14 protein-coding genes and 1 pseudogene are annotated in these 14,472 nt (G+C 47.6%); 2 read left to right on the top strand and 13 right to left on the bottom strand.

Features of this window, described 5'->3' with window-relative positions:
- Nucleotide 1: 1 nt before the first annotated feature.
- A complete protein-coding gene (locus U2F10_RS20805) occupies nucleotides 2-1,456 on the top strand; it encodes a cyclic nucleotide-binding domain-containing protein (RefSeq protein ID WP_163702598.1) in 1,455 nt (484 codons plus the stop codon).
- Between the two features lie 11 nt (nucleotides 1,457-1,467).
- Here the strand turns inward: U2F10_RS20805 and U2F10_RS20800 are convergent, their stop codons facing one another.
- From U2F10_RS20800 to U2F10_RS20740, 13 genes and pseudogenes are all read right to left on the bottom strand, one after another.
- Nucleotides 1,468-1,974, bottom strand: coding sequence for a hypothetical protein (locus tag U2F10_RS20800; RefSeq protein WP_163662426.1), 507 nt, complete (start codon nucleotides 1,972-1,974; stop codon nucleotides 1,468-1,470).
- A 197-nt stretch (nucleotides 1,975-2,171) separates the two neighbouring features.
- Complete coding sequence (locus tag U2F10_RS20795; RefSeq protein ID WP_163662428.1) at nucleotides 2,172-2,387, bottom strand: hypothetical protein; 216 nt, start codon at nucleotides 2,385-2,387, stop codon at nucleotides 2,172-2,174.
- 312 nt (nucleotides 2,388-2,699) lie between these two features.
- Nucleotides 2,700-2,865 (bottom strand): annotated as a pseudogene (locus U2F10_RS20790) (Na/Pi cotransporter family protein); the annotation flags it as partial.
- 128 nt (nucleotides 2,866-2,993) lie between these two features.
- A complete protein-coding gene (locus U2F10_RS20785) occupies nucleotides 2,994-3,464 on the bottom strand; it encodes a hypothetical protein (RefSeq protein WP_163662430.1) in 471 nt (156 codons plus the stop codon).
- A 189-nt stretch (nucleotides 3,465-3,653) separates the two neighbouring features.
- Nucleotides 3,654-4,598 carry a F0F1 ATP synthase subunit gamma gene (locus U2F10_RS20780; RefSeq protein ID WP_163662432.1) on the bottom strand — a complete coding sequence of 315 codons (945 nt, stop codon included), beginning with the start codon at nucleotides 4,596-4,598 and terminating at the stop codon, nucleotides 3,654-3,656.
- A gap of 68 nt (nucleotides 4,599-4,666) precedes the next feature.
- On the bottom strand, nucleotides 4,667-6,181 hold the full coding sequence (gene atpA / locus U2F10_RS20775; RefSeq protein ID WP_163662434.1) for a F0F1 ATP synthase subunit alpha: 1,515 nt from the start codon (nucleotides 6,179-6,181) through the stop codon (nucleotides 4,667-4,669).
- Nucleotides 6,182-6,315: 134 nt separating this feature from the next.
- Nucleotides 6,316-6,879, bottom strand: a complete 564-nt coding sequence (atpH, locus tag U2F10_RS20770; RefSeq protein ID WP_499873167.1) for an ATP synthase F1 subunit delta — start codon at nucleotides 6,877-6,879, stop codon at nucleotides 6,316-6,318.
- The gene (locus tag U2F10_RS20765) at nucleotides 6,876-7,403 is read right to left on the bottom strand and encodes a F0F1 ATP synthase subunit B (protein WP_163662438.1); all 528 of its coding nucleotides are present in this window, start codon (nucleotides 7,401-7,403) and stop codon (nucleotides 6,876-6,878) included. The genes atpH and U2F10_RS20765 overlap by 4 nt, the downstream gene beginning before the upstream one ends.
- An 81-nt stretch (nucleotides 7,404-7,484) precedes the next feature.
- Nucleotides 7,485-7,913 (bottom strand): F0F1 ATP synthase subunit B', encoded by a 429-nt coding sequence (locus tag U2F10_RS20760; protein WP_163662439.1) that lies wholly within the window; start codon nucleotides 7,911-7,913, stop codon nucleotides 7,485-7,487.
- A gap of 178 nt (nucleotides 7,914-8,091) precedes the next feature.
- A complete protein-coding gene (atpE, locus tag U2F10_RS20755) occupies nucleotides 8,092-8,337 on the bottom strand; it encodes an ATP synthase F0 subunit C (protein ID WP_006516215.1) in 246 nt (81 codons plus the stop codon).
- Between the two features lie 103 nt (nucleotides 8,338-8,440).
- Nucleotides 8,441-9,202, bottom strand: coding sequence for a F0F1 ATP synthase subunit A (gene atpB / locus U2F10_RS20750; RefSeq protein WP_172642684.1), 762 nt, complete (start codon nucleotides 9,200-9,202; stop codon nucleotides 8,441-8,443).
- Nucleotides 9,203-9,278: 76 nt separating this feature from the next.
- A complete protein-coding gene (locus U2F10_RS20745; RefSeq protein WP_163662442.1) occupies nucleotides 9,279-9,704 on the bottom strand; it encodes an ATP synthase subunit I in 426 nt (141 codons plus the stop codon).
- A 258-nt stretch (nucleotides 9,705-9,962) separates the two neighbouring features.
- On the bottom strand, nucleotides 9,963-11,174 hold the full coding sequence (locus tag U2F10_RS20740; RefSeq protein WP_006516218.1) for a class I SAM-dependent methyltransferase: 1,212 nt from the start codon (nucleotides 11,172-11,174) through the stop codon (nucleotides 9,963-9,965).
- Between the two features lie 447 nt (nucleotides 11,175-11,621).
- Here U2F10_RS20740 and U2F10_RS20735 point away from each other — a divergent pair, with 447 nt between their 5' ends.
- A complete protein-coding gene (locus U2F10_RS20735) occupies nucleotides 11,622-14,312 on the top strand; it encodes a phycobilisome rod-core linker polypeptide (protein WP_499873166.1) in 2,691 nt (896 codons plus the stop codon).
- Nucleotides 14,313-14,472 lie beyond the last annotated feature (160 nt).

Here is a 14,472-nt window from a genome sequence, read left to right as displayed (position 1 = left end):
CATGGATTTATTTTCAGATTTTCTTCAGCGGCTTAGCCAACTGTTCAACACCAAGCTAGTGGTGTTAGGCAACACCACCATCACACCCAAGCTAATCGTCAGCCTCTGCATTTGGCTAACCGTGATTTTCTTCACCATTGGGTTAGTCAAACGTGTCCTCAAACGGCATCTATTAGCAGGCATTGACGCCAATAACCGCGAGGCAATCGCCACCTTAGTGAGCTATGCAGTCGGTGTCATCGCCATTTTCATCGCCATTCAATACACGGGCATCAACTTAAGCTCCCTGGGCATTATTCTGGGCGGCTTAGGCGTTGGTATTGGGTTTGGTCTACAGCACATTGCGGATGACTTTATCAGCGGTCTGATCATGCTGTTTGAGCGCACCCTAAAGGTCAATGATCTCATTGAACTCGATGACCACCGCTTTCAAGGTTTAGTGGGTCGCATTATTGAAGTCAATCTTCGATCCACCATTATTCGCACCCTCGATGATGGCGATGTCGTCATTCCCAATAACCAGCTGATCAAAAATCGAGTTCTAAATTGGAGCTACAACACCTCCATTGCCCGTCTCAAAATTCCAGTAGGGGTGTCCTACGACAGCGACCCTATCTTGGTGACTGAACTGTTGCTAAAATCCGCCCACATGGAGCCGGCAGTGTGCAGTAAACCGATGCCCAAAGCCATGTTTCTATCCTTTGGCGAAGATGCCCTCGAATTTGAGTTATGGGTTTGGGTGGATGTGAATAAGCGATTCAACGTGCAAAGCTCGCTCCATTTCACCATTGAATATAATTTACGCCAGCACAATGTTGAAATTGCCTTCCCCCAGCGAGATGTATGGATTCGAAACTTAGCCCCCCAAAACAATGGGGATAGCAAGCCGCCCTTCTTTAATCGACAAATTGCCCTAGAGCATCGCCCTGTTGTCTCACCCACCCCCATCACCCTAAAAGACATGCTGCGCCAGGTGAGCTACTTTGCTAACTTTAACGACCTAGAAATTCGACAACTCATTGAGATTGGCCATCGTCAGCGCAGCCATGCCGGTACCACTCTGTTTCATGAAGGAGATTCTGGCAATTCGTTTTACATTTTGCTGGAGGGCAAAGTCGACATCTTAGCTGAAAAACTCAACCGTCATCTCGCCACCCTTGGACCAGGACAATTTTTTGGTGAAGTTGCATTGCTGTTGGGGGTACCCCGCACCGCCATGGCACGAGTTTCTGAAGACGCCCTGCTATTCGTTATTAATCAGCCTAGTTTCTCTGATTTACTGCGGCGATATCCCGACCTCTCAAACCAAGTGGTGCAAGCCATGGCACACCATCGAGACGAACTTGCAAAACGCCAACGGGAAATGCGATCGCTCAACTTAGTTGACTCCAGCGAGGACGATGCTAATCCCGTAATCTGGGCTAGAAAGCGTTTGAAACGAATGTTTGATTTGTAGTCAATCTCCCATCAGCGACTTAATTTAATTTTTGCTGTCACATACCAGGGCCACTGATAATGTTCAGCAATTAGCCACAGCACAATAGTGGCATGAGCCAACAGGGTAATTACCGTCCAAACAATAGAAAACTGATTCAGCCCAGCACCATCAATCGGTGGAAACATATAGTTCGACACCATTATCAGCAAGGCGGGCAAACAAGCAATAGCCAGGGCAAAACTCCAGACAACAGCTGTCACATGGCCATCAGAGTGACGGTTATGACGCCATCGATCCCCCGTCCAAAACCAAACCATAGGCTGAACGTTGTCCACCATTTGAACAGACTGAGCTTCTAAGTTAGCCGAGAAAATATGTCGACAAAAGTTACAGGCAAATGCTTCTGTCAATGTCAGCTCTGACAATTCACCATGACCACAAACCGGGCATTTGTAGGTGTCATGATAGTTTAGTGTACGCAGCGAGTTGTCAGACGGTGGGTTGAAAGTTGACAAAGGATAGCGCTGGTAGCTCATGAAATGCATACGAATGGATCAACATTTCCCTAACGTATGCGTTTTCGACGAGGTCCGAATCGAATGCGCTGCTTTTCTTAACACAGCACCCATCGTCTAAGCAATATGCCTTAACACGATGGCCCTAATGAACAGCTATTGACCCAAGCATTAGCCCTGAGCACCGCCCCAAATCAACGATGGGCATATCGCTAAAATTACTGGCAGCCCATAGCTTTGAGCTGTAATAGCAAAGCATCTGCCTCGGCTTGTAAGTGCAAGATTTCAACCTGAATGTCCGGCTGATACGGGTAAGATTTTAATTCAGCGAGGTAGATTTTTTTATCGTCAGACGCTGGCTGAGTCTCGCGGGTAGAAGCGCTTTTACTCGGCACAGACTCAGAAATCGCCTTGGTTTTAGAAACAGTTTTCATAATTATGTCGCTAGTAAGAACTACTCAGCGAAGTAGCATCGGAATTTTAACCCAAAAGTTCCCACCATAACTTAATCAAAAGATACCAATATTTAATCTATCCCTTGATATTTCCTATGCATAACGCATTGGCTAGACCTTAAGTCACCCAGTAAAAGCCTGAGTATCCTTTTACACAAAGGGTTATGGGCTTTGGGGACTATGAAGCTAAAAATTCCACACCAAGAAATATTATGGTCATCCAGGTTTTAGTGTGGGTTGACCACAGCTGCACATTGCCCCCAAGAACATCCACCGTATCGCTAATGGGCTTTCTAGGGCGGCTCCAGACACGGCTGTGGCTGCGCTAGCAGGCCCGTTATGCAGGACCGATATTAGCACCCGAGGTAAAGGGATAAATCTGAGCTAGGCCAAATACGCCTGCACATGCCAGAGGGATCATTAAACCGATGGTTGTCGAGGATGACAGGACCAGAATTCAGCAAGCATCCCACAAAGACAACACTGAACTACGGTATGGCTAAATTCTTTTGAGGTTGACTCTGTAGGGACATAGAGTCAATCTTCTGTTTTAAACAGATGAACGACAGGTTAATACGTTTTGAACTACTCTGTAGAATCTAACGATTCATCGCTCTGGGACGTTTGATCTTTAGCTAACAAATCAATGGTATCTCCAAGGGCTGTGGTCAAGCTTTGGCGAGTTTCTTCGTGGGCTACCTGCTCAGCTTTAAGGGTACTGGACAGCTGAGCACATCGGGTCAGAGCCTGAGTTAACTGCGATCTCAACTCATCTACCGACTCCAGATGTTCAACCTGGGCCAAAGCCTTTTGCAAATCACGAGAGACTTCACCGTCAGCAGGTGACTGTTTTAAATTTTCTAATTCATTGGCCAATACCCGAATCCGTGTTTGACTTCTCTCAGCATCGTTACGACGCTGCTCGGATTCTGACTCATACAACCTTCGCCAGTTAGCTGCACTAGCATAGGCCTGATCACGCTCTTGATTTAGAACATTCAATTGCTGCTGTAATGTCTGAATCTCCGCTAGCCACTGAGATACTTCGTTGACCATGGGCTCTGTCCGAGACAATTGGTTTACAGGATATAGCCTTTTTCTAAAAAATGTACAGGGTTCCTTAAATCTTGAATATAGAGGCAGGATCGTGCCATGGAACGCCCCTGCCAAGCAAAAAAAAGGCAGTGCTGCGCACTGCCAGTACATATGGGGTTAAATCTAAGAGCAACTCAATTGGATGACTGCTTATCCTAACGCAGCAGCACCCCCAACCACCTCAAGGATCTCTTGGGTAATGGCCGCCTGACGAGCTTTGTTATAGTCCAGAGTTAACGTCTTAACTAACTCACTAGCATTGTCACTGGCGTTGTTCATTGCAGTCATTCGAGCCGCAAGCTCACTCGCTGCGGACTCTTGCAGAGCTCGCAAGATCTGGTTATTCAGATACAGCGGTAACAGTGCATCCAAGATTTGAACCGGATCCTGTTCAAAGATCATATCTTGGGGTAACTGCACTTGCTGGGTCTCAACCGGTTCACGCTCTACCTTAAACTGTCCACCGCGAGTCGTTAGGCGAAAGATCTCATCTTCCTTATCCAGACCTTCGGGGTCCAGAGGCAATAACGTCTGAGTGACAGGACGAGAACTAACCAAGGATACAAACCTTGTATAAATCAACTCTACTCGGTCTACCTCTTCAGATAAGAACAGCGACAAAGCCTTATCGGCAATACTAGAGGCCTCTTCCGCTGTCGGAATCTGCTCCAGGCCATCGAAAGTTGAATCAATGGGGTAATCACGATTCTGAAAATACTGAATCGCCTTACGACCAATCAACACCATCTGATAACCAATACCTGCAGCCTTGAGTTCCTTGGCACGGGTCTCAGCACGACGAATAATATTGGCATTGTAGCCACCGCAAAGACCACGATCGGCAGACACAACAACCAAAGCAACATTGCGAACGTCTCTAATTTGCAACAGGGGCAAGTTAGCATCTTCAAACTTTAATCGAGTCTGAAGGCCGTAAAACACCTGAGCTAAGCGATCGGCAAAAGGGCGGGTTGCTTCAACCTGTTCCTGGGCACGACGCACCTTCGCGGCGGCCACCAGGCGCATCGCTTCGGTAATTTTACGAGTGTTTTTGACCGATTTAATCCGGTCACGAATCAGTTTGAGATTAGGCATATACGTTGTTCTCAGCCTAATGTCCCTGGTTGACTGAATCAGTCAACCAGGGACAGGCCAACCTCCTCCTATGCTGCCATGAAGGATTGCTTGCACTCAGCAATCGCTTCACTTGCCAATTCCTTAACCTTGTCAGTTAGTTTCTTACCTTCGTTGATTTCCTTAACCAACTCAGGCTTGCTGGTATTGATGTAGTTGCATAGCTCAGCAACTAAAGGAGCAACCTTCTCCACCGGTACATCATCAAACAGACCATTAATGCCGCCATAGACGACGGTTACCTGCTCGTGCAAGGACCGAGGAGCGTATTGAGACTGTTTTAGAAGTTCTCTTAGACGTACACCACGGGCTAGCTGAGCTTGGGTAGCTGCATCTAAGTCAGACGCAAACTGGGCAAAGGCCTGTAGCTCGTCAAACTGAGCTAGCTCAAGCTTGAGCTTACCGGCGACTTTCTTCATTACCTTGGTCTGGGCCGCACCCCCGACTCGGGAGACTGAAATACCTGCATTAATGGCAGGACGTAGACCCGAGTTAAACAGGTCAGATGACAAGAAAATCTGACCGTCGGTAATGGAAATGACGTTGGTGGGAATGTAGGCGGAAACGTCACCTGCCTGGGTTTCGATAATGGGCAGGGCTGTCATGCTACCTTCACCTAGCTCAGGGCTGAGCTTAGCTGCACGCTCTAGCAAACGAGAGTGGATGAAGAATACGTCTCCAGGATAGGCTTCACGACCGGGTGGACGACGTAGTAGCAAGGACATTTGACGATAGGCCTGGGCTTGCTTAGTCAGGTCATCGTAGATAATCAATGTCGCTTTACCCTGGTACATAAAGTACTCAGCTAGGGCTGCACCAGTGTAGGGAGCTAAGAACTGCAGAGGGGCAGGGTCGTTAGCATTGGCGGAAACAACAATGGTGTAATCCATAGCGCCACGCTCTTCGAGCACGCCAACTACCTGGGCGACAGAAGCTGCCTTCTGGCCAATGGCAACGTAGATACAAATAACGTCTTGGTCCGCCTGGTTAAGGATGGTGTCGATTGCGATCGCAGTCTTACCAGTCTGACGGTCACCAATAATAAGCTCACGCTGACCACGCCCCACAGGAATCATGGCGTCAATTGCGGTAATACCGGTTTGCATAGGCTCATAAACCGACTTCCGCGCAATGATGCCAGGTGCAGGTGCCTCTAGCAGACGGCTATCCGTGGTAGCGATATCACCCTTACCATCAATAGGACGGGCCAGGGCATCCACTACGCGACCTAGCATCGCATCGCCCACTGGGACCTCAGCAATCTTGCCAGTTGACTTAACAGTGCTGCCTTCACTTAGGTTGCGACCGTCACCCATCAAAACCGCACCAACGTTGTCCTCTTCAAGGTTAAGGGCAATACCGACAGTGCCATCCTCAAACTCAAGCAGCTCACTCGCCATTGCTTGGTCCAGGCCGTAAATTCGGGCAATACCGTCACCTACCTGCAGCACAGTACCGACATTGGATACCTTGACATCCTGGTCATACTGCTCAATCTGCTGCTTAATAATGCTACTGATTTCGTCAGGTCTGATGCTTACCATTGGAGTTGCTCTACTAACTCAGATATCAACAAAAAATCATCTAAACAATGTTCGATATAAGATTGGTGCTAAAAACAAGCATTCTCAACCAAATCGAACTCTAACACTTGATAAACGCTCAAGTGCCAAACACCCTAGCGAGAAGAAGCGCTACTCAACTGAATGCTGATACGCCGCAGCTGACCCCGCAAACTGGCATCTATCACCTGGGAACCAACCTTGATAATCACCCCCCCTAACAGCTCTGGATCCAGAGCTGTCTTAAGCTCGACAGAACGAGCACCGGTCATAGCAATCACCTTCTGGCGAATCGAATCTTTCTGGGAATCAGAGAGCTCAATAGCAGAGGTAGCTTCAGCTAGAACAGTCTGATTAATTTCCCGCACTAATTCTTGATATCGCTCACAAATACGTCCTAAAAATGCGATGCGTCCCCGATCAACCAGCAACATAATAAAGTTCAGCATCGTCGGATGCAGTTGCTCTGATGCCACTTGGCGCAAAACATTCTTTTTAATATCAGGATTGATAATCGGATTCTCAAGTAGCTGGCTTAGTTCAGAAGATGCCGACAACAACTCAGTCAACGCATAAGAGTCCTGACTAAAGCGATCAACCAAATCACCGTCTTGTGCAACAGACAACAATGCCTGAGCGTAAGGAGCAACCAAGCCCTCAATCACTACACTATCTTTCACAAGCTACCCCCCAAAAGACCAATACTCTGATCAATTAGCCTTTGCTGAAGCCCGTCATCCACCTGGGAGCGTAATTGCGACTCCACCTTCTCAACAGCAAGGGCCGAGATGCGCTGACGCAACTCAAGCACCACACGATCCCTTTGGGAAGAAAGGTCTCGAGCAGCCTCATCCTTCATTCGCTGAACATCCTTGGACGCCTGAGCTAGGATATTATCTTTGGCTACCTTAGCGGCGGCCTCACCATCAGATTTAATCTGAACAGCCGTTGCCTGAGCCTCGGCCAAATTTTTCTGCTGCTCACCCAGCGCCTTAGAAGCTTCCTTCAACCGTTTTTCAGCATCTTGAATGGCCGCCTCAATGCTGGAGCGACGCTCAGCCATGATGGAGCCTAAAAAGCTTCGTCCGAAGTAAACAATTAGGGCAATCAGAATAGAAAGATTAACAAGGTTGGTTTCTAAAATATCGAAATTTAAACCAAACCCACTCTCTTCTGTCGCCAGTAGCCAAAAATTTTCAACCATAGCTATCACTGCGCGCCAATAATCCCTTTATAAATGCAGCTTCTCAAACTCAAGCGAGTCAGAAGGACAAAATAATTTAGCCTAAGCAGCCGAAGCACCCAAAAGCTTGCCTAAAATCTGTTGACTCAGAGAATCAACTTGCCCCTCAAGAGCCTGCAAAGCCTCCTGTTTCTGCTGATCCAACTCCCTCTGAACCTGCTCACGCTGCTGCTGCGCATCTGCCTGAGCCTGAGCGATCTGTTTATCAACAGTCTCTTTTGCTTCTGCCTGGGCCTGAGCAATTAACTGCTGAGCCTGTCTCCTACTGTCGGCCAACTCCTGATCGTATTGCTTAGCAAGCTTTTCAGCTGCCTCTAAATACTCTGCAGCAGAGGACTTACTAGTTCGAATATAGCCATCACGATCATCAAGCGTCTTTGAAATCGGCTTGAAAAAAACTGCGTTCAGAAGAAACGTGAGTAACACAAATTGCAAAGCCATCAAAGGCAGCGTTGCGTCAAAATCAAACATTTTTCGATTTCCCTAAACCTGAGAACCCATCAACATTCAAAAAAGTTGAAGAAACAAATAGTTATTGGCCCAACTCAGGTGTAATCCAACACAATGTAGTTACTAGGGCGTTACCTGCAAAGGGTTCAATCCCTATGCGGACCATGAACACAGATAACGCCCCTAAAGCCAACCTTCTTTAAGCAAGGGGGTTTGCAAACAGAAGTACCAGAGAAATAACCAGACCGTAGATGGTAAGAGACTCCATAAATGCAAGAGTCAGCAGCAAAGTACCGCGAATTTTACCTTCTGCTTCGGGCTGACGAGCAATACCTTCGACAGCTTTACCAGAAGCATTACCCTGACCAATACCAGGGCCAATTGCGGCTAGGCCAACTGCTAGAGAAGCGGCGATAACTGAAGCAGAAGCAACTAACGGATCCATAATGTATTTCCTTTTCGGTATATACGAAACAAACAAGACTGAGAGTCAGTAAAAGCAAGTAAACAAAGCCACTTGCAGGTTAGAAGCGCTCTAGCAATAGGGGCTAAGCATGCTCCTCGTGACCTTCGTCACCATGCCCTTCCAAAGCCTCGTGAATATAGGCTGCCGCTAAAGTAGCAAACACCAATGCCTGGATGGCACTAGTAAACAGCCCCAACATCATAACGGGCAGGGGGACAAACAAAGGGACCAATAGCACCAGAACGGCAACTACAAGTTCATCTGCCAAGATATTTCCAAAGAGACGGAAGCTCAGTGAAAGTGGCTTGGTGAAGTCTTCAAGAATTGCGATCGGTAGCAAAATTGGAGTTGGCTCAATGTATTTCGCGAAATATCCTAAACCTCGCTTTTTAAATCCTGCATAAAAATATGCTAAGGACGTCAGTAAAGCCAGAGCAACCGTTGTATTGATATCACCGGTTGGAGCAGCAAGCTCTCCTTCAGGAATTTCAATTACATGCCAAGGGAGAAGTGCCCCCGACCAATTAGACACAAAGATAAACAGAAACAATGTGCCTACAAACGGCAGCCAAGGACGATATTCCTTTTCGCCGAGCTGATTCTTCGCAATGTCTCTGACAAACTCAAAGACATACTCCATCAGGTTCTGCATACCCTGAGGCACCCTTTGCATATTTCGGGTAGCCAGAACAGAAGCTATAAGAAGCAGTCCAATCACAAACCAAGAGGTCAAAAAGACCTGGCCATGGAGTTTAAGTCCTCCCAGATGCCAATAGAAGTGATGACCTACCTCTAGCTCCGCTAACGGCAACACATCAAAGTGCAGCAAACTTAGCATCTTAATTCAGGTTAGGTTGACCAAAAAGACAGTAGGCCAAATGATTAGCGGCTAATTCAGCCAGGGCAAAATCACAGACTGTTTAGGTCGTTGACAATGACTTGAGCATGTATGCGATGAGGGCAGCTTTGTAGGTTAGGAAACCTAAAAAAATTGGGACGATTTGCAATTGATCCACCTGGGATGCAACTACTATTAACCCAATAAAAAGAGCAAGCTGATTCTTGCCCACTTTAGATTTTTCTCTACCAAGTTTCTCAACGCTTTTAGCCAGTAACTTCAAGTAAACCACGCCCGAACATGCCCCAATTAAGTAATTTAGGGCTGTGTTGAGGGAGTAGGCCATCCAAACCGAAATGAAGGTTACCAACATCAGCAAGAGTGTCCACAAAAACAACTCGTTTTGAAGTTGGTAGTACTCTTCCATAGAAGAGTGAGGCTCTGGAGAAACTTCTCCAGTCACCAAGGCTTCGGAATTAACATCCGTTGCACCATCATTTTCATCCATAGATGAGTCTCTAAGAGGTTCGTCTGGCAAATTCACAGAAATCACTCAAACTAGCCTAGGCAAACTTGCAATAGGGGCCGAAGCCCTTCCTGCAAGCCGAGGTCAATCATATCATTTAAAGCTAACAATACTTAATACGAATCCCCTGGCGTACCACAGGTAAGCATTTTTTTACCACTCATATATAAAAATAATATTTAGCAAAAGCGATACTTGACTCAACTAGTTGAGTCAAGTATCGGCGTTCCTATCCTGATGCTATTCGGATGGTTCTAGCAGAATCAGTTGTCGTGATTGTAATGAGCGCACTTCCGACAGCTCTAAGGGGGATTTTGCCAACACATCGGCTACGGTTTCTTTTTTGCCCGCACTTGCTTCACAAGCCTGCAAAAATTCATATTCGCTATCACTGACTTGAATCAGCTGATAATCGGCATTAAAAAATGACCGGCTGGGCCAACCAGACAGACAGGGGGTCAGCGTTGGATAAGCAGCTAGCAGGCGCTGATCATCGGACCAGTCCATACAAAGGAGGGGGGGACGAGCCAGGAAAAATTCATAGTGGGTAAGTTCAGGATCAAGCAGCTCAATCAATCGATATTGGGCTCGCCGATCTAACTTTTGAGCACGTTCCATCACGTCAGGAGCTTTAGCAATCAGACGTTCTAGGCTCCAATATTGAGGGTTAGAGAATCCCACAAACTCTAATCCAGAAGCATCGATCAATTCAAATAGAGTATCGATGGTATAGTCCACCTCCTGGGGATGGACATACATATCAGCAAAGCATTCGTCCTGATGATTTTCTAAGGCCCAGCGCTCTTTGTCACGTTTGACGATGCGGTTGTTTTCAGGCAACGCCTCAAAGAGTTGACGGCCAACAGATACGCCATCACGATAATCGCCACGGTTTTCGCCCTGAAGCATGGCGATCGCTTCTTGCATCAAGGAGATTTCCCATCGCCCTAACGCTGCATAGACAAAAATATGCAGTAAACCGCCTGGCGCAACCTTAGCAGCTAACGACTGAATGCCCTTAATCGGATCGGGCATGTGGTGGAGCACACCTACACAGTTGATCAGATCAAATTGTCCTGCAATCTGGTCAACATCATAGATGCTGAGATTTTGAAACGTTACTCGATCAGCCCCTGAACGCTGGCAACGCTCACGAGCCACTTTCAACGTGCCGGCACTCAGATCAATTCCGGTAACCTGAGCCTGAGGGTTTAGGTGAACCAAATATTCAGTACCTACACCAGAACCACAGCCTGCATCTAGAATCCTGACCTGCTCAGTTTCAGGTAATCGGCCGGTGCAAAAGTTGTAAGCCGTGGGCCAATACCATCGCCAGTTATAACCAGGAGGGGGTTCATCAATCAGGGGTTCGGGTGGAAATGGGTATGTGTCATACAGCTTGGCAACCGCTGCACTAACAGCAGCTTCGTTTTCGGAAGTCATGGGAGACATAGTTTAGGATTCTCAGTTTCGAGTTTTGAATGCGTCAAACTCCATAGCTCTACCCAGCCATGTTTCCTCACCGCAAATACCTAGAGTTCAAACCTAGGCACGCAAAACTCAAAACTCTAACCCTTTAAGGGTGCCACTTTTCGAGAAATGCTTCGTAAATTCAAGTAACAAAACTTATCTTTCTTCTCATCCACTGACACGCCTTCTTTTATGATGACTCAGTGGGCTAATAACAAGATGTTACACAGTCTTTAGACAGGCATCTTAGTGTCCGCAATCGATTTAATCTGGAACTGTCACAAGAGCCTATCGGCCCATCGCGCTGCCTGATGGTATTAACCAATGCTCTGGATCATTTTTAAGATCTGGAGTTGCTCGGCGCTGAGGGAGGGGTCTGATGCAATCACCTATTGCAATCAAATTTTAGAAGGGAGCCTTTGAAAAGGAATGACTGTAACTGCTAGTGGTGGAAGCTCCTTAGTGCGGCCACAACTTTATCAAACCTTGCCGGTTACCGCGATTACTCAGGCCGAGCAGCAAGACCGCTACATGGAGCGGGGTGAGTTATCTGAACTATCTGACTTCTTTAAGTCGGGTCGGAAGCGTATTGCGATCGCACAGATTATTACTCAATATTCCGAGCTGATCGTTTCTCAAGCCGCCAACCGTATCTTTACTGGGGGCTCCCCCCTGTCTTACCTGGAGAGAGTTGCACCTGAGCCGGTCGACATGGCTATGGCAGCTCAAGGCGATTCAGGTACAGAAACCTACATTGAAAAGGGGGACAGTGGTGGTCTGTTTTCTGGATTAAGGGGCTTGGTTAGTAGTGCTGGCGACCTTGGTCCAATTCCCCCTGGATTTCGCCCCATCAACGTAGGTCGCTACGGTCCCAGCAACATGCAAAAGTCCCTACGAGACATGAGCTGGTTCCTGCGCTACCTGACCTATGCCATCGTTGCTGGCGACCCTAACATCATTGCGGTTAACGTTCGTGGATTGCGGGAAATCATCGAAGACGCCTGTTCTTCCGCAGCTACCTTGGTCGCTCTCCAAACTATGCGCGCGGCAAGCATCGGCTACTTCAGAGGGGACACCGAAGCCCAAGAGCTGATTCGGTCCTATTTCAATCTGTTGATTGATGAATTTAAGGCTCCCGCCCCCTCCAATAAGCTACGTCAGCGTCCATCCAAGGATCTGCAAGGTCTGCAACTACCCCAAATCTATTTCAATGCGGCTGAGCGTCGCCCCAAGTTCGTAATGAAGCCGGGCCTCTCAACTGCTGAAAAAAATACAGTGGTGAAAGCGGCCTATCGTCAGGTCTTTGAGCGCGATATTAAGCGAGCCTATTCCTTAGACATTTCTAATCTGGAATCTCAGGTTAAAAATGGCGAAATCGCGATGAAAGAGTTTATTCGTCGCCTAGCGAAGTCGCCTTTATACCGCAAGAACTTCTTTGAGCCTTACATCAACAGTCGTGCTCTAGAATTAGCATTTCGTCACATTTTGGGCCGTGGTCCCGGCTCCCGTGAAGAAGTTCAGAAATATTTCTCCATCGTTTCTGAAGGCGGTCTCCCCAAACTCGTAGATGCTCTGATCGACTCTGATGAGTACGGCGACTACTTTGGGGAAGAGACGGTACCGTATCTCCGGGGTTTGGGCCAGGAAGCGCAGGAATGTCGCAACTGGGGACCTCAGCAAAACTTGCTGAACTACAGTGCACCTTTCCGCAAAAACCCTGAGTTTTTGACGACGTTTGCCTCCTATGATCAGCCCTTACCCGATCAGCACCCTTATGGCTCTGGTAACGACCCGCTAGAAATTCAGTTTGGTGCGATCTTTCCTAAGGAAACTCGTAATCCCAGCAGCAGCCCTGCTCCCTTCAGCAAAGATACCCGTCGTATCCTAATTCGTCGGGGTGCCGGTATTGATAGTCAGGTGAGCAATCCTGGTGCTCGTCCTAAATCTCCAGGGAGCTTAGGACCCAAGGTATTCAAATTAGACCAGATACCAGCGGGTAATGGGGCCAATATCAAGTTTGCTGAAAGCTCCACCCAAACAATCATTCGAGCCGCTTATCGTCAGGTATTTGGTCGAGATGTTTATGCGGGTCAAGAGCTTAAGTCCGCTGAGAATCGCCTCGAAAATGGTGACATCTGTATGCGCGACTTTGTGCGTGCGATCTCAAAATCAGAAGCCTTCCGCAAGACCTACTGGTCTTCTCTCTATGTTATGAAGGCTGTTGAATACATTCATCGTCGTTTGTTAGGCCGCCCCACCTACGGTCGTCAAGAAACCAACAAGTACTTCGACATTTGTGCTAGGCAAGGATTCTATGCCCTGGTGGATACGCTGATTGATAGCCCGGAGTACACCGAGGTCTTCGGAGATGACACCATTCCCTACGAGCGTTACGTGACTCCAGCGGGTCAATCCCTCAGGTCCTTCCGTACTGGGACCGTTGATGCTACTGGTCTTAAGCCTGTATCTAAGCCCCAGGTTCCCCGCTTTGTTGAACTGGGTGCCGTTAACTCCTCTCGAGGCGATATCGAAGTTCACAAGCGCATGGGCCAAGGCGTTAATTTACGTCGTGTTCAGTCCAAAGTCTTCAAGCTCACTAGTCTGTATGACAAGGCCAATATCAAGCTGGTCACTCAGGCAGCCTACCGTCAGGTCTTTGAGCGTGACATTTCTCCCTATGTCATCAAGACCGAGTTCACCTCCCTTGAGAGTCAGCTGAGCAACGGCGAGATCAACATGAAGGAGTTTATTGAAGGCCTAGGCTGCTCTGATCTCTATCAGAAAGAGTTCTATGCCCCCTATCCCAACACTAAAGTGATTGAGCTAGGCACCAAGCACTTCCTAGGACGTGCTCCTCTAAATCAGATAGAGATTCGGAAATACAACCAGATTTTGGCAACCCAGGGCATCCGTGGCTTTATTCAAACCATGGTCGAAACGCCTGAATATGCTGAATTCTTTGGCGAAGATACGGTCCCCTATCGTCGCTTCCCAACATTGCCAGCAGCTAATTTCCCCAACACTGAGCGCTTATATCAGCAGCTCACTCGTCAAAATGATGATGTTGTCGTTCCCAGCTTTGCGCCTTCAGTCTCACCAACAGCATCTATTGACACCTAGTTAGTTTGTGCGTAGGTCCCATTAAGCAGCGTCTAAGAACACCCAACAATAGCTAAGCCGATTTAAAGCTTGGCTATTGACAGGTGTCATATTAGTTTTAGATAGCTTGATGTTAGATAACATAGAGCAATTCTGAGGGATACTATTACAAAATATTACG

The organism is Leptothoe sp. EHU-05/26/07-4, assembly GCF_043421015.1.
Taxonomy (GTDB): Bacteria; Cyanobacteriota; Cyanobacteriia; order Phormidesmidales; family Phormidesmidaceae; genus Leptothoe; species Leptothoe turfae.
This window is presented reverse-complemented; position numbering and strand designations above follow the sequence as displayed.

Coding starts and splice junctions, on each gene's coding strand:
- U2F10_RS20805 (WP_163702598.1), top strand. CDS start 2: ATGGATTTATTTTCAGATTTTCTTCAGCGGCTTAGCCAACTGTTCAAC.
- U2F10_RS20800 (WP_163662426.1), bottom strand. CDS start 1,974: ATGAGCTACCAGCGCTATCCTTTGTCAACTTTCAACCCACCGTCTGAC.
- U2F10_RS20795 (WP_163662428.1), bottom strand. CDS start 2,387: ATGAAAACTGTTTCTAAAACCAAGGCGATTTCTGAGTCTGTGCCGAGT.
- U2F10_RS20785 (WP_163662430.1), bottom strand. CDS start 3,464: ATGGTCAACGAAGTATCTCAGTGGCTAGCGGAGATTCAGACATTACAG.
- U2F10_RS20780 (WP_163662432.1), bottom strand. CDS start 4,598: ATGCCTAATCTCAAACTGATTCGTGACCGGATTAAATCGGTCAAAAAC.
- atpA (WP_163662434.1), bottom strand. CDS start 6,181: ATGGTAAGCATCAGACCTGACGAAATCAGTAGCATTATTAAGCAGCAG.
- U2F10_RS20765 (WP_163662438.1), bottom strand. CDS start 7,403: ATGGTTGAAAATTTTTGGCTACTGGCGACAGAAGAGAGTGGGTTTGGT.
- U2F10_RS20760 (WP_163662439.1), bottom strand. CDS start 7,913: ATGTTTGATTTTGACGCAACGCTGCCTTTGATGGCTTTGCAATTTGTG.
- atpE (WP_006516215.1), bottom strand. CDS start 8,337: ATGGATCCGTTAGTTGCTTCTGCTTCAGTTATCGCCGCTTCTCTAGCA.
- U2F10_RS20745 (WP_163662442.1), bottom strand. CDS start 9,704: ATGGATGAAAATGATGGTGCAACGGATGTTAATTCCGAAGCCTTGGTG.
- U2F10_RS20740 (WP_006516218.1), bottom strand. CDS start 11,174: ATGTCTCCCATGACTTCCGAAAACGAAGCTGCTGTTAGTGCAGCGGTT.
- U2F10_RS20735 (WP_499873166.1), top strand. CDS start 11,622: ATGACTGTAACTGCTAGTGGTGGAAGCTCCTTAGTGCGGCCACAACTT.